Genomic DNA, 18,514 nt, shown 5'->3' with positions numbered 1-18,514 from the left:
CCGTCCGGACCCGGATCCGTCACTCGGCGGCGTCCCGCAGGTCCTCGGCCGTGGCGCTGCAGGTGACCGTGGCGCCGTCGCCCTCGGCCCGCTGCTCGGTGACGATGTAGTCGCCCACGAGGATCCGGCACGTGATGTCACCCTCGGCGGAGACCGTCGGGTCGATGCTCGCGACCGCGCTCACGGAGAACATCGCCATGTCGAACGCCGTCGTGTCGGGCACGACGACCTCGCGGCTGAACGGGAGCGGCTGGTCGGACGCCTGCTCGGTGCCCGCGGATCCGCCGACGGACGTGGTCCAGAGGACGCCCGCCGTGGCGGTGCCGCCCGTGCCGGTCACCTCGTAGGTGACGCGCACGTCGTCGGCCGCCTCCGCCGACGACCGCGCCTCGGACTCCTGCACCGCGCCCGTGATGGCCGTGACGATGCCGGCCGTGTAGACGATGGCGAGGACGATCGAGAGGATCAGCGCGACGATGCTCACGACGAGCCCGCCGAGCGCCATGCCCTTGGGCCGGTCGCGGAGCACCAGCCCGATGATGCCGAGCACGATGCCGACGGCCGCGAGGAACCCCGACACGTAGTTGAGGATCGGGATGACCGCGCCGATGAGCGACAGCACGCCCACGATGAGCGCGGCCAGCCCGACGCCGTTGAACGACTTCCGCTCGCGGGGGGCGGAGGTGTCGGGTTCGGGCGCGTAGCTGAAGGTCATGCCTCGACCCTGCCAGGGATCGGGCCGGATCCGGCCACCCCGGGGTCACGATCCCGCGACACCGCGATCCCGCGACGGCGCGCTCTCACCCGCCGCGCCTCAGCCCGCGAGCACCTCCGCCACCGGCGTCAGGGGCAGGCCGAGCGCCGCGGCGACGTGCGGCTCGGTCACGTGGCCGTCGTGCACGTTGAGGCCGAGCGCGAGCGCCGGGTCCTCCGCGAGGGCCCGCTTCCAGCCCTTCTCGGCCAGCGCGATCACGTACGGCAGCGTCGCGTTGGTGAGCGCGCGCGTCGAGGTCTCGGGCACCGCGCCCGGCATGTTGGCGACGCAGTAGTAGACGCTGTCGTGCACGGCGAAGGTGGGGTCGTCGTGGGTGGTGGGGCGGGATCCCTCGAAGCAGCCGCCCTGGTCGATGGCGATGTCGACGAGCACGGATCCCTTCTTCATGGTGGCGACCATCGCGTCGGTGACGAGCTTCGGAGCCTGCGCCCCGGGGATCAGCACGGAGCCGATGACGAGGTCGGCGTCGGCCAGCTGGGCCGCGATCTCGTACGCGGAGGACACGCGGGTCTGCACCTGCCCGCCGAACCGCACCTCGAGCTCGCGGAGCCGCGGGATGGAGAGGTCGATGACGGTGACGTCGGCGCCCATGCCGAGCGCGTTGGCGGCCGCGTGCTCGCCCGCGACGCCGCCGCCGATCACGACGACGCGCGCCTTCGGGGTGCCGGGGACGCCGCCGAGGAGGATCCCGCGGCCGCCCGCCGCGCGCATCAGGTGGTACGCGCCGACCTGGGTGGAGAGCCGTCCGGCGACCTCGCTCATCGGCTGCAGGAGCGGGAGCTGGCGGTTGGGCAGCTGCACCGTCTCGTAGGCGATCGCGGTGGTGCCGGAGGCGAGGAGCGCGTCGGTGCAGGGGCGCGACGCGGCGAGGTGCAGGTAGGTGAAGAGGGTCTGGCCGGCGCGCATGCGCGGGTACTCCTCGAGGATCGGCTCCTTGACCTTGAGCAGCAGATCCGCCTGGCCCCACACCTCGTCGGCGGTGGCGACGAGGGTCGCGCCGGCGGCCGTGTAGTCGTCATCGGTGATGCTGGATCCGAGCCCCGCCCCCGCCTGCACGAGCACCTCGTGGCCGCGGCGGACGAGCTCGTGCACGCCGGCGGGCGTCGCGGCGACCCGGTTCTCGTTGTTCTTGACCTCGGTGGGGATCCCGACCTTCATGCGCGCTCCGTCTCGTCTCCCCGCGAGGGTGCGACCGGCGGCGGCGATGCGGGAGGGCGAGTCCCAATATGGCCATCGTGCGCCGTCGGTGGGCGCACTCCGTAGGATCTGCGACGAAGGCCGCTCTTCCTGCGCGATCCTTCGCCCCGAGAGGACGGACGGCCCATGCCGACGAAGGAACTGCGGGCCCGCGAGCCGCTGGACGAGGTCGACCGGAGGCTCGTCGCCCTCCTCCGGGCGGATGCGCGCACCCCGAACAGCCGCCTCGCCGAGCAGGCGGGCATCGCCCCGTCGACGTGCGTGACCCGGGTGCGCGGCCTCGTGGAGCGCGGCGTGATCACGGGCTTCACGGCCACCATCGACGCGGATGCGGTGGGCGTGGGCCTGCAGGCGCTCATCAGCATCGCGATCCGCGCGGGCGCCCGCCACGAGATGGCCCGCTTCGCCGACGAGATGCGCGAGCTCGCCGACGTGGTGCAGCTGTTCTTCCTCGGCGGGTCCGAGGACTTCATCGTGCACATCGCCGTCCGCGACAGCGATCACCTCCGCGACTTCGTGCTGGACCACCTCTCGGCGCACCCGGCCGTGGCGTCGACCCGCACGAGCGTGGTGTTCGACCACCACTACTCGGGGCCGGCGGTCGGCGACCCGGCGGTCTAGCCGGCGGTCGCGCGGCATGTGCACCGGCAGCACGGCGGACCGCCCGTCGCCTCTACCGTGTCGCGGATCCCCATCCCCCACCGCCGTGCGCATCACGCCGCACGGCGGTGTCCGACATGTCCGAAAGGCTCCCCATGCCCCTCCTCCCGCCCCTCCACCGCGCCGCGCAACCCCTCCGCCGGCGGACCCGCATCGGCACGGTGATCCCGAGGATCGCCGGCGTCGCGATCCTCGCGGTCGCCGCGTCCTTCCTCGCTGCCCCGTCGCCCTCGTTCGCGGACACGGCACCGCCCGTCGACGCGATCCGGGCCTCCCTCGACAGCCACACCTACCTGCAGGACGTCGAGTCCGGGAGGATCACCGTCGACCAGATCGTCGCGGTGACCCTCGCGGCCCGGACCGCCGAGGCGCGGGCGGGCGGCAGCTCCGTCCCGAGCGTCGCGGCGCTCCGGGAGCAGACCGCTCGGGAGGTCGCCGACCTCCGCGCGGGCTCGGACCCCGTCGACGCCCTCGACGCGGAGCAGCCGGCGGAGTCTCCGGCGGTCGCCGGTCCCGTCGCCGCTGACAAGCACTGGTGGAACAAGCTGATCCACTGGAAGACGTTCCGGGTGCCCGCGTTCAACCTGGCCGTCGTCGGCGCGACCGCCGGGGCGACGTTCGCCACGATGCTGGGCGGGTGCGCCCTGATGCCGTCGGTCGTCTGCGCGGTCGTGGTCAGCATCTCCGCCACGTCGTCGCTGGCCCTCTCGGGCCTCGCCGCCACGTGCCTCGAGCACGAGCAGCACTACGTGTACGTGAAGGTCCCGGACTTCTGGAAGTCCCACTGCGGCGACTGACCGCCGGTCGGGCGCCCCTGCGGCGGCCCGTGCGCGACGAGGCCTCCTGGCCGGGCGGATCCCGCCCTGCCAGGAGGCCTTCGCGCGCGTGGCGCGGGGACTACTCGCCCGGCTGGCCCGCGTCGGTGACCGTCACGTCGCTGTGCACGAAGTTGAGGTACGAGCGGGAGGCGGTGGGGCCGCGCTGGCCCTGGTAGCGGGAGGCGTACTCGCCGGAGCCGTAGGGCTTCTCGGCGGGCGACGACAGGCGGAAGAAGCAGAGCTGGCCGATCTTCATCCCGGGCCAGAGCTTGATGGGGAGCGTCGCGACGTTCGAGAGCTCCAGGGTGACGTGGCCGGAGAACCCGGGGTCGATGAAGCCGGCGGTGGAGTGCGTGAGGAGGCCGAGGCGCCCGAGCGAGCTCTTGCCCTCGAGGCGCGCGGCGACGTCGTCGGGCAGGGTGACCAGCTCGAACGTGGATCCGAGGACGAACTCGCCCGGGTGCAGGATGAACGGCTCCCCCGGCTTCGCCTCGATGAGGCGGGTCAGCTCGGGCTGGTCCTCGGCCGGGTCGATGTAGGGGTACTTGTGGTTGTCGAACAGCCGGAAGAAGCGGTCGATGCGCACGTCGATGCTCGCGGGCTGCAGCATCCCGGGGTCGTACGGATCGAGGGCCACTCGTCCGGCGTCGAGCTCGGCGGTGATGTCACGGTCGGAGAGGAGCACGGCAGGAGCCTACCGGGGGCTTGCGGACCTGAGGCCCGGAGTCTTGGTAGGGTGGTGTCAGACCCGGCCGGTGGCCGGTCGCGCGAGTGTAGTTCAATGGTAGAACTTCAGCTTCCCAAGCTGATAGCGCGGGTTCGATTCCCGTCACTCGCTCCATACAACGACAAGCCAGATCTGGTAAATGCGTGACTAACCCGACGTCTCCTTCAAAGTATGCCGTCGACGGGACCCCGCGGGCGGTGCTCACACTATAGGCAACTATCACTTGGGCGACCGCGTTGTAACAAACGTAAGTTCATTACTTGCCCATTCAGTCAGCCACCCCGTGAAACGTGCCGCGAGTGCAGGCCCGTCCTCACTGAAGGACCAAGCCCCATGCTCCTTAGCCGCCATTGCCTGAGATAGCACTCCGGGTAGAGGCCTCTCGTCATTCACAAATTGAGTCATGAGAGCCTTTGCGGACTCTGATTCAGTAATAGCCGCTGCAACTGCGTAAGCGCACGTCAATTGATTTACAGAAACCTGATCTCCAGGTGCTCGGCGCCGCCGCGAAACGAGATCAAATACAGTCAGTTGCTTCAGGTCAGTTGTAAGTAGGACCGGCACAACCTCTTCTGCGTTAATATAAGCGCCAATATCTTCAATCAAGGTCCCGTACCATCGCTCGTGATTCGAGTCGTTTCTCGCACGCTCTTCCGCAGATGGAAATGAGTACTGAAACTGCATAAAACCAAAACCTAGGCGGTGGTGGGTGCCACTTCTAAACGCATTGTTTCGATCCCAAACCAACCAAGGGTCAAGAAGGCCCATGCCGTGCTCTGACAGCAACCCGGCAATAGTCGGAATTGTCATGTCGAGGTGATAGTAAGCTATTTCGAGGGAATGAAGAGAGAGAAGCTGACCAGGCCCCCAATCTTGAATATAGCGAGTGTAGAACAATGCCTTCATACGCTCCGTGGGCGCATTCCGTAAGCACGAGACGATTACGAAATGTGCCGTGCGCGCATCGCTATCCGACCCGTCCGACTGCGAAGCAAGCTCATCCAGAACATCGTCAAGACGCCCTTCGGAAGCTGTATTAATCCGATACAGGCTCGCGATGGCATTCTCGAGTATTTGCGGCGGGAGGTTCAGAGAATCGCGCCTATGGGCAGTCGCCTTCACTAGGTTGTACATTCCCACAAATGTATTGCGCAGAACCACAGGCGACGCGGGAAGGTCCCGCAAGCAGCGGCCCACGAATAGTAGAACATTTGCTCGATACTCAGAAGTTCTATTAGCTCCGTTGGCTGAAGTAATCATGCGCGTAATTGTCTTCTCGGCACCTCGTTCCACCGATTTATTAATGAGATTGACTGCCAGTTGCCCGACATTGTCCCACTCGTTTTTAGACACGTGCTTCACGAGCATCAGCGCCAACTTATCTGGGTCCGGAAACTTTCGCGTTAATTGAGAAGCGGCGTAGAATTCAAGAAATGTACGATGTGCGAATGTGAAGACTCGCTCGCCCTGGTTGTCGACGCCCGCATCCGCGAGCACCCACGCTCGCCCCTTACAGAATCCGATAAATTGCGTGGCCGCGGAACGCGCTTTTCCTTCTTCCTCGTAGGCCTGAGCCGTGAAGAAAGTAGTAATTTCCTCAATCAGCATGCTTTCGCTGACAGCACTCGCCTCGCCATCACGAGTGAAAATCCAATAAGCAAGATGCTTGAGAGCTCCGTCTATGTGGCCGTCGAACGAAAAATTGAAGGACAAGCCGCGGCTCTTATCCCACGTTTCGAACAACATCTTAGCGCATTGTTCGTAAATACCTATTCGGTTGCGCGGAAGGTAATTCTGAGATCTGTAAATAATACACAAAAGCGCGAGGAGTAGAGGGTTGCTGCGCAAATCACGAATGCTCTCGCTCTCACTGAGGAATGCGTTGGCGAGCAATTCGGGGTCATGTGCTTCGCCCGGCGACGCGGCAGTATTAAGCGCGAACCACTTCCTGACATACTGCTCGACGTCTTTGTCAGAATGTTCACTAAGAAAATAGGTCACGAATACTTGTTCGTCGACTCGCGCCTCGTCATAGCCGACCCGTCTTGAAGTTACGAGCATAGGCGCTGTCGGGTAGGCACTTGACAGCAGCTCAATGCGCTCGGCCATTTCTCGACGCCGGGAAGAATCAAGGAGCTCATCAAGCCCATCAAGCAACAAAAGCGCGCGCCCGTCATGAAGCAATGACTCAATTAGCCCCTCCGGGGGCGCAGGCGTTTGATACTTGGCGGGTATAGTGCGTTCCAGAAACGCCACCATAGATTCATCCGCCATTACTCCGCCGTAGTTTCGAAGAACAACAACGAGCGGAAATACTTGGGAGGTATTCTGACTCAGACTATGCGCAATGGCATTTGTGGCTGTCGACTTTCCTCCGCCCGGATCGCCCAGGATGATGCTGCGGTCGATCTTTGGCAGTAGCTCGTATACTGTTTCTGGCTCGTCGTCCACGCTCCTAACCTCGGGTACTATCCGGCCCGGCACGTAGATATCATTTATGGGAATGTTGCGCCGCCTGTCGTTGTCAGGAGGCATGATGAAGCCGTGAGCGCGCTGACACTGAGCACGATAGCGCGACAGCCACTCGTCGTCGACGGCTTGATCTCTGACGCTTGAAGCCGCGCCCTTTGCGTCTTCAACAAGCTGGTTTACCGTGGCCTGCAGTAGCACCGCCCGAGCGAGTTGTTCAACAATGATCTTATCGCGTTGTTCTGTTTTAATCCCGGAGAAGCGGGCTTCGGTCCCCTCAACTACTACATCAAAGAGAACCTGCAGGGCGCTGTCATTGATTTCCGCACCGGCGAGGAGCCGACGAACTACGATCGAAAATCGAAGTGAAATACTGTCTTTATGGTCGCCTAGCTCGTCGAGAAGAGAGGCAGCACTAATCTGCTTTAATATCGAGGCAATCGAAGGATTAGCAAGAACATCCCTAATTTGGGCTACGGTAATAGCGCCAAACTCCTCGCTCGCTAGACGCGCCAGACTTGGGGTAGCCTCTGCTTCTCCGAAGCTGAGAAGCGACTCTGCAGCCGACGGGCGCCGACGCCCGCCGTGCTGCTTACTTACAACCACTCGTGTCACACGTGTAAGAGTGTGGGTGCAGGCTTCGGTGATCAGGCCGTTCAAGACGTCTCCGATATCGAGGTCAATCATGGCGACAGCAGTATCGAGCACTTGATATCCTCTAATTTAGGACACGGATCCCGCCTCGCCGCCGCCGTTAATAGGAGCGAGAGGCGTAATGAGCACCGTGAAGAGCGCGAAAGCGGAGCAGACGCCTTTGCGCAGCGGAGATGTAGTTAGACCTTAGAGGGATTACTTGGGTACGATGACCCCCCATTCAAGGGCCACGGCCCCACTACCCCCTTGAGCCTAAGCAAAGCGGCTAGAAGGGCCGGAGCTGTGAAGAGCGGGTCCAGTTGGAGCCGGGGATCGGTGACCGCCAGTAGATTTGACCATGGACTGAGGCCACTTCGACTTGAGTCCGTCGCCATCGTGAATGATCGCTTTTCATATTCCCGACCCGCTCTCGTGGCAAACCTGGCGATATTCGGTGAATACGTAATGGCCGCTGCTGGACATAACAAAACCGAGAACTAGACGGCCCGCCTTAGACAGGGTTGGGCAGAGCCAAGCACAGCGAGGCCATGATTCTTTCTAGCTTTGAATTTTAGTTGGATACAAGAACTTGCAAATCGATCCTAGTGTTTCGTTTTTGCGCCCGCGGATCATGTAGAACAGGACGCTAATTGGGCACATATTGGGACTTCACCACTTCTAGCCGACCGCACTGCTGACCTCAGCCAGCAACGACGCCATGCACCCCTCCGCCGTCGCCGCATCGCCGTCGCGGATCGCGAAGGCGGCCTGCTCGTGCGTGTCCAGCGCATGCGGCCGCGGCGTCCGCGGCATCAGCCCCTGATGCGTCCGCCCGCTGAGCACCTCCGTGATCACCTCGCGGAGCGCGCAGAACATGTCGTTGCCGCTGGCCTCGAGGATCAGGTGGTGGAACTCGATGTCGGCCGCGAGGAACTCGACCAGCTCGCCTGCCTCGCCGAGGCGGCGGAGATCCACCGCGAGCTCGGCGATGCGCGTGCGCTGCGTCGGGGTCGCGTGGGACGCGGCGAGCGCCGCGGCGACCGGCTCCACCGCCCGGCGCAGCTGCGTCAGCGAGCGGAACTGGTCCGCACGGCCGGGGCCGGTGAGCCGCCAGCGGATGATGCGCGGGTCGTAGACGTTCCAGCGGTCCGGGCCCTGCACCACGAGGCCCACGCGGCGCTTCGGCACGATGAGGGCCATCGCCTCGAGCACGCGCACGCCGTCGCGCACCACCGTGCGGGAGACGCCGAAGCGCTGCTGGAGGTCCTCGATGGTGAGGCGGCTGCCCTCGGCGAGGGCGCCGTCGACGATGTCGCGGCCGATCGCGTCGATGATCCGCGTGGGGATGACCGCCGCCGCCGGAGTGGCCGAGGTCGCCGGAGCCGCGGACGTCGCCGCCGGACCGGAAACGGGAGCCGCGGCGGGCGTCGATGCCGGGGTAGCAGCTGACCGCGTCGTCATGGTCCTCTCCGGGTGAGCGCCGGTCGACCGTCCGACCGTCTCGACGAGCATAGGTCGGCCGATGCTGCGCACAGCGCACCCTTCCGCCCGGCCCCGCAAAGGTGTTACCTTTTTCGGCGCGGCGGCTGTTCGCCACGCGCATCGACCGACAAGGGAGTCAGCATGCCCGCACGTCCGCGCCACATCGTGGTGATGGGGATCTCCGGATCCGGCAAGACCACGATCGCCACCCACCTCACCGAGGTGCTCGGCTGGACCTTCGCCGAGGCGGACGAGTTCCACCCCGCGGCCAACATCGACAAGATGACCGCCGGCACCCCCCTCACCGACGACGACCGCTGGCCGTGGCTCGAGGCCATGCGCGACTGGATGACCGGCGAGGCCGGCGCCGGCCGCAGCACCGTCGTCACCTGCTCCGCCCTCAAGCGCTCCTACCGGGACCTCCTCCGCGGGGCCGACGGCGACGTGTCCTTCGTGCACCTCTCCGGCGACCCCGACCTCATCGGCGAGCGCATGAAGAGCCGCAGCGGCCACTTCATGCCGGCGTCGCTGCTGCCCACGCAGATCAGCACGCTCGAGCCGCTCCAGGACGACGAGCCCGGCCTCGCCCTCGAGAACGTCGGCACGCCCGACGAGGTCACGGCCCGCATCACGCGCGAGCTCGGCCTCGACGGCGACGCCCGCTAGACCCGCCCGCCCCGCGCGCCGCCGCGGCGCCGTCCTCGGACCGGACCTCGGCGCTCCCCCGCACCACCACCCCGCGTGCTGCACGGCACCACCACCGCACACCGCACGTTCGTCAACGGAGAGAACATGACCATCGAAGACTGGACGCAGACCCTCACCGCGGGTCCGCTCCTCCTGATCGCGGCCGGCGCCATCGCCGTGCTGCTGATCCTCATCATCACGCTGCGCGTCCACGCGTTCGTGGCCCTGATCCTCGTGAGCCTCCTCACGGCGTTCGCCACCGGCATCCCGACCTCGCAGATCGTGACCGTGCTCGTCGGCAGCTTCGGCTCCACGCTCGGCACGGTCGCGCTGCTCGTGGGGCTCGGCGCGATGCTCGGCCGCCTGGTGGAGACCAGCGGCGGGGCGAAGGCGCTGGCCGACACCCTCATCCGCGCGTTCGGCGAGAAGCGGGCGCCCTTCGCGCTCGGCGTCGCGTCGCTCATCTTCGGATTCCCGATCTTCTTCGACGCCGGGCTCGTCGTGATGCTGCCCATCGTGTTCTCGGTGGCCCGTCGCCTCGGCGGCGGCGTGCTCCGCTACGGCCTCCCCGCCGCGGGCGCCTTCTCGGTGATGCACATCTTCGTGCCGCCGCACCCCGGCCCGGTCGCGGCCAGCGAGTTCTTCGGCGCGAACGTCGGCATCGTGATCATCGTCGGCCTCGTCGCGGCGATCCCCACCTGGTACGTCACCGCGTACCTCTACGGACTGTGGGCGGGCAAGAAGTTCGTGCTGCCGGTCCCCTCCATCCTCGGCGAGGCCGACGCGAACGCCGAGTCGAACCCGCCCCGGTTCGGCACCGTCGTCGCCGTGCTGCTGCTGCCTCTCCTCCTCATCTTCATGAACACGGGCCTCAACGCCGCCGCCACCGGCGGGATCCTCCCCGAGGGCACCAGCGACCAGGCCTGGTACCAGGTGCTCCGCACCATCGGCGAGACGCCCGTCGCGCTCCTCATCTCCCTGCTCGTCGCCGCGTTCGTGCTCGGCCGTCGCCGCGGGATCGACAAGACCGCCCTCGAGAAGACCCTCGAGTCGGCGCTCGGCCCGGTCTGCTCCGTCATCCTCATCACCGGCGCGGGCGGCATGTTCGGCGGTGTGCTGCGCACCAGCGGCATCGGCGGCGCCCTCGCCGACGTGCTCGGCGACCTCGGCATCCCGATCATCCTCGCGGGCTTCCTCATCGCCGCGATCCTCCGCATCGCGCAGGGATCCGCCACCGTCGCGCTCACCACCGCCGCGGGCCTCATCTCCCCGGCGATCCTCGCGGGCGACTACAACGCCTTCCAGGTCGCGGCGCTCGTCGTGGCCGTCGCCGGTGGATCCGTGGTCGCCAGCCACGTGAACGACTCCGGCTTCTGGCTGGTCGGCCGCTTCTTCGAGATGGACGTGAAGACGACCCTGAAGACCTGGACCGTGATGGAGACCACCATCGGCGTGATGGGCTTCGGCATCGCCGCGGCCGTGTTCGGGGTGGCGTCGCTGGCATAGCGCACCTTCGTCGACGACGATCCGAGGCCCGTCCCGCGCTGCGCGGGGCGGGCCTCCGTCCGTTCCCCGGCGCCTCCCTGATGCGCGCGTGTGCATGACGGGGTTGCGCCCGGAGGCGGACCGGTCGAGGCTCGAGGTCGCCTGCTGAGCCGATCAGCTCGCGGCACCGGACCTGGAGCGGAGGTGAGCGATGGATGGTGACCACCGAGACCGGTTACACCCGCTGACTCCCGGCCGCGCCGGGCTGGCGGCGGCGCTGGTCGCCGACTGGGAGGGCCGAGCTCTACAGTCCCGACACCGCGGCTCGTACGAGGGCGTACCCGACGGGTGGCGGCCCTACGGGCAGGAGGCGCCCGAGGTGGCGCGGGCCGACGACCCGCGCCTCGTGAGCGCCGCCGATGCCGACGGACTGCTGATCGTCGAGCTCGCGGGCGTGCACGCACTCGACGAGCGCCTCCTCCACTCCGCGCTGTGGGGGCGCCTGTCGCGCATCATCGGCGACGGGTGGCAGGAGACCCGGACCGTGCAGGTGTCGCGCGGGATCCGGGTGATGGTCGAGTGATCGGCCGCGGGCCCGCTCGACCGCTCGACGCCGGCCCGTCCCAGGCGGTGCGAAGCGGGCCAGCGAGAGGCGCGTTCAGCCGCCGACCCGGCTGATCCGGACGGCTTCGCCCTCGAGCGCGAAGAGGAGCGTGGTGCCCGTGGGGAAGGCCTCGCGGAGCAGCGGAGGCAGGTCGGGCGTCACGTTCATGGGGACGGTGGCCGGCACGGAACCGGCGCCGCAGCCGAAGACGCCCACGACGGCGGACGGATCCACGTCGGCCGGCAGCACGGAGATGCAGTCGTCGCTGAGCTCCAGCGAGGTCGGATCCCGGGGCATCCGCGACACGGTCAGGCCGAGGAACTCGACCCTCTGGATCGCGCCGTCGGACGCGCTGTCGAACGCGCCGTCCGACTCCTCGGCCTCGTCGGCGAAGGAGATGACCGCGACGGTGTCGACCCGCTCGCGCGTGAGCCACAGGGTCGCGCCCGCCGTGGCGACGACCGTCACGACCAGCGACGCGGCCGCGACGGCGCGGAACGCGCGCGGGGAGAGGCGTCGCCTCCGGGGGTCGCGGGATCCGGCCGGCGGCGCGGGGTCCTCCAGGTCGCGTACCGGGTCGACGGGCGCTTCGCGGGCGTCGTCGCGGGCGGGATCGGGGATCGGATGAGCGGGTGGCGTCGGCCCGGCCTCGGGCGCCGCCCCCCGGACGACCGCCGGTGCGGAGCCGAGGGCGGCGAGGCGCGCGTGCGCCTCGGGGTCGTGCGCCAGGTCGGGGTGCGGACCATAGACCCGGCGGCGCAGCTCGCGGAGCTCGTCGCGGGCGGCATCGGCCTCGTGATCCATCCCCGCATCGTGTCACGCCGCCTCCACCACGGGACAGGGGCGGAGCGCCCCCGCATCGCGGGTCACGCCACCTCCGGTCCCTTCGCTGGCTGGCACCTCGGGTCACGCCGCCGGCTGGCACCTCGGGCACCACCACGCGCGGCGGGCCCGCTCGCTCGTGCTGCCGGGATCGTCGAGGCCGATCACCGTCGTGCCGCAGCGGAGGCACGGCCGACCCGCGCGGCCGACCACCCAGTGCGTGCGGCCACGGCGGGGGTCTCCGGTGGTGATCTGGTACGCGCCGGGCACCGTCGCGGAGTGCCGCAGCGAGCGGGCGGCGAGGTCGACGAGCGGCGGCAGGTCGACGTCGGCGACGCGCGTGGCGGGATGCACGCCGCGGAGGAACCCGACCTCGTTGACCCACAGGTTGCCGAGGCCCGCCATCGGGCGCTGGTCGAAGAGTGCGGCGCGGATCGTGTCGCCGGGACGGGCCGCGAGGCGGGAGACGGCGAGCGCCGGATCCCAGTCGTCGCGCAGCGGATCCGGCCCGAGGTGCCCGACGACCGTGCGCTCGTCCCGGGTGGGGATCAGCTCGACCACGGGCAGGTCGATGCCCCACAGGGTGCGACCGTCGTCGAGGCGGAGACGCACGCGCACCTGGTGCTGGATCCGTGCGGGCACCCGCTTGCCGACGCCCGTGACCGTCCACGAGCCCTGCATGCGGAGGTGCGTGTGGAGGGTGGTCGCGTCGTCGAGGCGCATGAGCAGGTGCTTGCCGTGGGTGTCGAACGCGGTCATGCGCCGACCGCCGAGCCGGACGCCCGCTCGCGCGCCGGACCGCAGCTCCCCGTCGGCGATGAGGGCGCCACCCACCTGCGCGCGGAGGCGTGCCGCGAGGACGAAGACGGAGTCACCCTCGGGCATGCTCCGACGCTAGCCGCGGCCGCCGACAGCCCGTCCGGCGGGGTCGGGGACGTGGGACCGGGCGAGGTGGCGCGTCTGCGCCGCGTACCGGCCCATGCGGCGGTGCTGCACGATCCCCCACGGCACGGCCACCGCCAGGCAGGCGATGGCGATGATCCAGACGGGGACGAGCCACCCGGTGAGGTCGCCGCGCAGGAGCGTGGGGACGAAGATCGCGACGACCAGCATCACCGACTGGCCGAGCTGGAAGGGCTGCAGCGTCCGGGTGTAGACGGCGAGGCGGGCGGCCCGCCACTCGAGCTCCGGTTCGAGCTCATCGCGCTTGCCGGCGGCGCGGCGCACGACGGCCGCGCGGTCCTCCTTCGCCAGGCCCTGGGTGATGGTGGACCCCGAGAGCTGCGCCCCGATGGACACGAAGATGCAGGTGAGCGCCGGCGCGAGCAGCGAGAACTGGAGCGCGAACGCCAGGACCTCCGCCGGCTCCTGCGGCTCGAACCGGTCGAGCAGGAGGGTGCCGGCGACCGTGACGACGAGGGCGATCACGAACACCAGCCCGACCAGGCGCCACTTCCGGCGGGGCGTGCCCTCGGACCAGTCGAGGTCGATGGAGATGGCGGGCCCGTCGTCCCGCGGCGCTCCCCGGCGGGCCACGGCGGCGGCCTGGGCGCGGAGCACGAGGATCCAGCTGGTCGCCGCCGTGCCGACCGCGGCGGCCACGACGCCCGCCACGACCAGGACGGACACCCCGGCGAGCAGCGACGCGACGGCGTGCACGACCACGGCGAGAGCCGTGACCCCCAGCCACACGAACAGGCGCACCGGCCGCCGGGGCGTGCCGTCGGGTCCGGTGGCGGCCCTCGCCCCGCGCAGCTCCAGCAGGCCGAGGGACGGCGTGAACCCGAGCGCGAGCATCCCGGCGATGACCTGCGGGAGGACCGCCGCGGCGATCGCGCTCCCGTCGGCGTCGGGCCCGGCGCCGGTCGCCGCCTGGAGCAGGCCGTACCCGTACAGCGTCGCCTGCCCGACGAGCAGCGCGACGAGCAGCACGACGAGCGCGATGCGCGCGCCGACCCCGCCACCCGCCCCCGGGGTCGACGGGGATGCTGCCTGCCCGGTGCCGCGCGCGCTCATCCCACGACCGTATCGGGCGTCGCCGTCGTCCCCGGACGTCCGCCGCGACCTCGCCGCTCCCCCGCGCGCCCCCACCACCGGCCTCCGCGAGGGTCCACACTCGACCCACGACCCGAACCGCACGCCGCGCCCCCGCGCAGCGAAGGAGCCCCATGAGAATCACCGGCCGCACCGTCCTCATCACCGGAAGCACCTCGGGCATCGGCCGCGGCCTCGCCGAGCGGTTCCACGCGGCGGGCAACCGCGTCGTCATCGCGGGGCGCCGCGCCGACCTGCTCGCGGAGATCACCGCGCAGCACGACGGCATGGCCGCGGTGGTGCTCGACGTCGCCGACCCCGCGTCGATCCTCGCCGCCCGCGACGAGCTCGCGGTGACCCACCCCGACCTGGACGTCGTCATCACCATGGCCGGCATCATGCAGGCCGAGGACCTCCGCGACCCCGCGCACCAGGCGACCGCGGAGGCGATCATCGCGACGAACCTCCTCGGCACCATCCGCACGGTCGACGCGTTCCTGCCGGTCCTCCTCGCGGGCGACGAGGCGACCCTCATGACCGTCTCGTCGGGCCTCGCGTTCGTGCCGCTGCCGGTGACCCCCACGTACAACGCGACGAAGGCGGCCGTGCACTCGTACACGCAGAGCCTCCGCGCGCAGCTCGCCGGCTCGTCGGTCGAGGTGATCGAGCTGGTGCCGCCCAAGGTGCAGACCGCGCTCATGCCCGGGCAGGCGGAGGCGGGCGACGCGCTGCCGCTCGAGGACTTCCTCGACGAGGTGATGGGCATCCTGCAGGCGCGCCCCGAGGACGAGGAGATCCTCGTGCAGGACGTGCACGGCCTCCGCTTCGCCGAGCGCGACAGCCGCCACGACGAGATGCTGGCGCTCCTCAGCGGGCGCTAGCGGGCAGCCCGCGCCGAGCGGCGGTCCGCCGCTAGCTGCTCTGCCGCACCACCAGCGTGGTCGGCATCAGCGTGAGCGGATCCACCTGCTCGCCGGCCACCAGCCGCACCAGCACCTCGGCCATCTTCTGCCCGAACTCCTGGTTCGGCTGGCGCACGGTGGTGAGCGCGGGAACGGCCGACTTCGCGAAGTAGTCGTCGTCGAAGCCGACCACCGCCACGTCCTCGGGGACGCGCAGGCCGTGCTCGCGCAGCTCCGCGTAGACGCCGGCGGCCATCTGGTCGCTCGCCGCGAACACGCCGTCGATGGGCTCGCCGCGCGCGAGCAGCGTGCGCATGGCGTCCGCGCCGGAGGCGGGCGAGAAGTCGCCGAACGCGACGAGGGTGGGATCCAGGCCCGCCGCCGCCATCGCCTCGCGGAACCCGCGCAGCCGGTCGATGCCCGCGGGCATGTCCTGCCGGCCGGCGACCGCGGCGATGCGGGTGCGCCCGCGCTGGATGAGGTGCTCGGTCGCGGCGCGCGCGGCCCCCACGTTGTCGACGTCGACCGTGGGCGCCTCCCGGTCGTCCTGCCGCAGCGGCCGGCCCGCGAACACGACCGGCAGCCGGTCGCGGAGCCCGCTGAAGGTGGCGTCGCCCGAGTGGTGCGACACGACGAGCACCCCGTCGACGTTGCCGCCGAGGAGGAACCGCCGCGTCTTCTCCGCCTGGGCAGGCGAGGAGATGAGGAGCGTGAGCGTGTACTCGGTGGCCGCGAGGTACGTCATGGCGCCCTGGATGAGCGCGGAGAAGAACGGGTCCGCGAACACCCGCGCGGTCTGCTCCGGCATGACGAGCGCCAGCGCGTTCGTGCGGCGCCCCGCGAGCGAGCGCGCCGCGCGGTTGGGCACGTAGTTGAGCTGCGCGATGGCCGCGTTGACCGCGGTGACCACCTCGGGCGCGACCCGGTCGGATCCGTTCACCACACGCGACACCGTGGCCCGGCTCACGCCGGCGAGCGCGCCGACCATCTCGAGGGTGGGCGGGCCCTGCTCGGCGTTGACGGCCACGGTCCCCCTCGGGTGGATGCCGCCCGGTCGGGTGCGGCGCGGATCAGGTCGAGTGTACGGCCGCGCCTACCCCTTCACCGCTCCCGCCATGATCCCGGAGATGAGCTGGCGCCCGGCGAGCACGAACAGCGCCAGCAGCGGCAGGGTCGCGAGCACCGCGCCGGCGAGCACGATCGAGTAGTCGACGTACCGGGCGGACTGCAGCTGGCTGAGCGCGACCTGCAGCGTCGGGTTCTGCGGCACGACGAGCAGCGGCCACAGGTAGTCGGTCCACGCGGTCATGAAGGTGAAGAGCCCGAGGATCGCCATCGCCGGTCGCGCCGCCGGCACGCCCACGTGCCAGAAGGTGCTGATCATGGAGGCGCCATCCATGCGCGCCGCCTCGATGAGCTCGGTCGGGATCACGTCCACGAGGTACTGCCGCATGAAGAACACGCCGAACGCGGTCACGAGCGTCGGCACCACGACGGCGCCGAGCGTGCCGGTCCAGCCGAGCTGCTTCATCATCATGAACAGCGGGATGATGCCCAGCTGCGTCGGCACCGCGAGCGTCGCGATGACGAAGACCATGAGCCCCTCGCGGCCGCGGAACCGGAGCTTCGCGAAGGCGTACCCGGCGAGCGTCGAGAACGTGATGACGGAGACGCTGATGACCACGGACACGATGACGCTGTTCATGAGCGCGAGCCAGAACGGCACCGTGCCCACGACCTCGGCGACGTTGATCCAGAACCGGCCGCCCGGGAGTAGCGACGGCCAGGTGTCGGTGAGGGCCGACTTGTCGCTCGACCCCATCACGACCGACCACCACAGCGGGTAGGCACCGCCGAGGAATACGGCGAGGATCAGGCCGTAGGCGAGGAACCCGGGGCGGCGGTCGATGCCGGTGCCGCCGCGCGGACGACGCCGGGGCCCCCGGCCGGACGCGGCGGGCGACGGCCCGTCGGAGGTGCGCGGGCGCACGGCGGCGGGACGGTCGGTGGCGGTCGCGGTCATGATCGGGGCTCCTCATCGCGGACGGCGGTCCGCTCCTCGGGAAGGACGGTGTCGGGCACGCGCGGCACCGCGGTGGCGCCGGGCGCGGGAGCGGCGGGCTGCGCGCGGAAGCGGGTGATGGCCCGTCGGGTGCGGCGCGCGGATCCCCGCGCCTCCACCCCCGCGATGCGCCGGGAGAGCCAGAAGTTGAGCAGGCCGATGAGCACGATGAGGAGGAAGAGGATCCACGCCACGGCGCTGGCCTTGCCGAAGTCCTGCCGGTTGAAGGCGAGGTCCCACAGGTACAGCACGGTCGTCTGGTACTGCCGCTGCGGCCCGCCCGGCGTCGAGCTCGCCGCGTTGAACAGCTTCGGCTCGGTGAAGATCTGGAGCCCGCCGATGGTCGCCGTGATGATCACGAACACGAGGGTCGGGCGGATGCTCGGCACGGTGATGGAGAAGAAGCGCCGCACGGATCCGGCGCCGTCGAGCGCGGCGGACTCGTGCACGTCCCGCGGCACCGCCTGCATGGCGGCGAGGAGGATGAGCGCGTTGTAGCCGGTCCAGCGCCAGTTCACCATCGTCGCGATGGCGAGGTGCGAGGGCAGCGTCTCGGTCTTCCACATGACCGGGTCGAGCCCGATCTCGGTGAGCAGGTTGTTCACCAGGCCGTACTTCTCGCCGAACATGCTGCTGAAGATGATCGCCACGGCGACCGGCGTGACGATGTACGGGAGGATCACGCTCATCCGCCAGAACGTCTTCGCGCGGAGGTTCTGGTCGAGGATGGCCGCGATGGCGGCCGCGACCGCGAGCTGCGGCACCGTGGACAGCAGGAAGATGCTGAAGGTGTTGTAGACGGAGTTCCAGAACAGCGGGTCCGCGAGCTCGACCGCGTAGTTCTCGAAGCCGATCCAGTCGCCGGCGCCCGTGAGCAGGTTCCAGTCGTTGAGCGACACGACGAACGTGTACACGAGCGGGAAGAGGCCCACCAGGGCGAAGAGCACGAAGAACGGCGCGACGTAGAGGTACGGCGAGTAGCGGAAGTCCCAGGTGCTGAGGCGCTGGCGCCAGGTGGGGGCGTCGGGTTCCCGCGGCGGCTGCACGCGGGATCGGGGTGGCGCCGGCGGGCGCAGGGTGGTCGTCATCGGTCCTTCTCTCGCGCGTGTGGGAGGGGTGGGGGGGGGGGGGGGGGAAAAAAAAAGAAAGGGGGGGGG

General features: G+C 69.2%; 17 protein-coding genes and 1 tRNA gene. 7 read left to right on the top strand and 11 right to left on the bottom strand.

Annotated elements, in window-relative coordinates; genetic code table 11:
* Window positions 1-19: 19 nt before the first annotated feature.
* Both AC07VC_RS02035 and ald read right to left on the bottom strand, forming a co-directional pair.
* A complete protein-coding gene (locus AC07VC_RS02035) occupies window positions 20-715 on the bottom strand; it encodes a DUF4190 domain-containing protein (RefSeq protein ID WP_494674609.1) in 696 nt (231 codons plus the stop codon).
* 99 nt (window positions 716-814) lie between these two features.
* Window positions 815-1,933, bottom strand: coding sequence for an alanine dehydrogenase (ald, locus tag AC07VC_RS02030; protein WP_494674610.1), 1,119 nt, complete (start codon window positions 1,931-1,933; stop codon window positions 815-817).
* Between the two features lie 165 nt (window positions 1,934-2,098).
* On the opposite strand from ald, the gene AC07VC_RS02025 reads away from it, so the two are divergent.
* Together AC07VC_RS02025 and AC07VC_RS02020 are read left to right on the top strand one after the other, a co-directional pair.
* Complete coding sequence (locus tag AC07VC_RS02025) at window positions 2,099-2,593, top strand: Lrp/AsnC family transcriptional regulator (RefSeq protein ID WP_317229402.1); 495 nt, start codon at window positions 2,099-2,101, stop codon at window positions 2,591-2,593.
* Between the two features lie 134 nt (window positions 2,594-2,727).
* Entirely contained in the window at window positions 2,728-3,429 is a 702-nt protein-coding gene (locus tag AC07VC_RS02020) for a hypothetical protein (protein WP_494674611.1), read from the top strand.
* Between the two features lie 100 nt (window positions 3,430-3,529).
* Here AC07VC_RS02020 and dcd read toward each other — a convergent pair whose 3' ends face one another.
* Complete coding sequence (dcd, locus tag AC07VC_RS02015) at window positions 3,530-4,135, bottom strand: dCTP deaminase (protein WP_494674612.1); 606 nt, start codon at window positions 4,133-4,135, stop codon at window positions 3,530-3,532.
* Window positions 4,136-4,217: 82 nt separating this feature from the next.
* On the opposite strand from dcd, the gene AC07VC_RS02010 reads away from it, so the two are divergent.
* Window positions 4,218-4,291: transfer RNA gene (locus AC07VC_RS02010), tRNA-Gly, on the top strand.
* 105 nt (window positions 4,292-4,396) lie between these two features.
* Here AC07VC_RS02010 and AC07VC_RS02005 read toward each other — a convergent pair.
* Complete coding sequence (locus AC07VC_RS02005; protein WP_494674613.1) at window positions 4,397-7,354, bottom strand: NACHT domain-containing protein; 2,958 nt, start codon at window positions 7,352-7,354, stop codon at window positions 4,397-4,399.
* A gap of 603 nt (window positions 7,355-7,957) precedes the next feature.
* Entirely contained in the window at window positions 7,958-8,740 is a 783-nt protein-coding gene (locus AC07VC_RS02000) for a FadR/GntR family transcriptional regulator (protein WP_494674614.1), read from the bottom strand.
* 162 nt (window positions 8,741-8,902) lie between these two features.
* Between AC07VC_RS02000 and AC07VC_RS01995 the strand changes: the two genes are divergently transcribed.
* The 3 genes from AC07VC_RS01995 to AC07VC_RS01985 all read left to right on the top strand — a co-directional run bounded on the left by AC07VC_RS01995 (window position 8,903) and on the right by AC07VC_RS01985 (window position 11,516).
* Window positions 8,903-9,427, top strand: a complete 525-nt coding sequence (locus AC07VC_RS01995; RefSeq protein ID WP_494674615.1) for a gluconokinase — start codon at window positions 8,903-8,905, stop codon at window positions 9,425-9,427.
* Between the two features lie 126 nt (window positions 9,428-9,553).
* Window positions 9,554-10,954, top strand: coding sequence for a GntP family permease (locus AC07VC_RS01990; RefSeq protein WP_494674616.1), 1,401 nt, complete (start codon window positions 9,554-9,556; stop codon window positions 10,952-10,954).
* Window positions 10,955-11,144: 190 nt separating this feature from the next.
* The gene (locus AC07VC_RS01985; RefSeq protein WP_494674617.1) at window positions 11,145-11,516 is read left to right on the top strand and encodes a hypothetical protein; all 372 of its coding nucleotides are present in this window, start codon (window positions 11,145-11,147) and stop codon (window positions 11,514-11,516) included.
* Between the two features lie 75 nt (window positions 11,517-11,591).
* On the opposite strand, the gene AC07VC_RS01980 is transcribed toward AC07VC_RS01985, so the two are convergent.
* From AC07VC_RS01980 to AC07VC_RS01970, 3 genes are all read right to left on the bottom strand, one after another.
* Entirely contained in the window at window positions 11,592-12,341 is a 750-nt protein-coding gene (locus AC07VC_RS01980; RefSeq protein ID WP_494674618.1) for a hypothetical protein, read from the bottom strand.
* A 102-nt stretch (window positions 12,342-12,443) separates the two neighbouring features.
* Window positions 12,444-13,244, bottom strand: coding sequence for a DNA-formamidopyrimidine glycosylase family protein (locus AC07VC_RS01975; RefSeq protein ID WP_494674619.1), 801 nt, complete (start codon window positions 13,242-13,244; stop codon window positions 12,444-12,446).
* A 9-nt stretch (window positions 13,245-13,253) separates the two neighbouring features.
* The gene (locus AC07VC_RS01970) at window positions 13,254-14,375 is read right to left on the bottom strand and encodes a hypothetical protein (RefSeq protein WP_494674620.1); all 1,122 of its coding nucleotides are present in this window, start codon (window positions 14,373-14,375) and stop codon (window positions 13,254-13,256) included.
* A gap of 152 nt (window positions 14,376-14,527) precedes the next feature.
* Here AC07VC_RS01970 and AC07VC_RS01965 point away from each other — a divergent pair, with 152 nt between their 5' ends.
* The gene (locus tag AC07VC_RS01965) at window positions 14,528-15,274 is read left to right on the top strand and encodes an SDR family oxidoreductase (RefSeq protein WP_317229393.1); all 747 of its coding nucleotides are present in this window, start codon (window positions 14,528-14,530) and stop codon (window positions 15,272-15,274) included.
* 31 nt (window positions 15,275-15,305) lie between these two features.
* On the opposite strand, the gene AC07VC_RS01960 is transcribed toward AC07VC_RS01965, so the two are convergent.
* The 3 genes from AC07VC_RS01960 to AC07VC_RS01950 form a co-directional block, all read right to left on the bottom strand.
* Window positions 15,306-16,283, bottom strand: coding sequence for a LacI family DNA-binding transcriptional regulator (locus tag AC07VC_RS01960; RefSeq protein WP_317229409.1), 978 nt, complete (start codon window positions 16,281-16,283; stop codon window positions 15,306-15,308).
* Between the two features lie 105 nt (window positions 16,284-16,388).
* Complete coding sequence (locus AC07VC_RS01955; protein WP_317229392.1) at window positions 16,389-17,318, bottom strand: carbohydrate ABC transporter permease; 930 nt, start codon at window positions 17,316-17,318, stop codon at window positions 16,389-16,391.
* The gene (locus tag AC07VC_RS01950) at window positions 17,315-18,445 is read right to left on the bottom strand and encodes a carbohydrate ABC transporter permease (RefSeq protein WP_494674621.1); all 1,131 of its coding nucleotides are present in this window, start codon (window positions 18,443-18,445) and stop codon (window positions 17,315-17,317) included. Before AC07VC_RS01950 ends, AC07VC_RS01955 begins: the two co-directional genes overlap by 4 nt.
* Window positions 18,446-18,514 lie beyond the last annotated feature (69 nt).

This window comes from Clavibacter sp. GW821-FHT01D01 (assembly GCF_059422605.1).
Note: the sequence above shows the minus strand (reverse complement) of the source record. Positions and strands in the feature narration are given on the sequence as shown.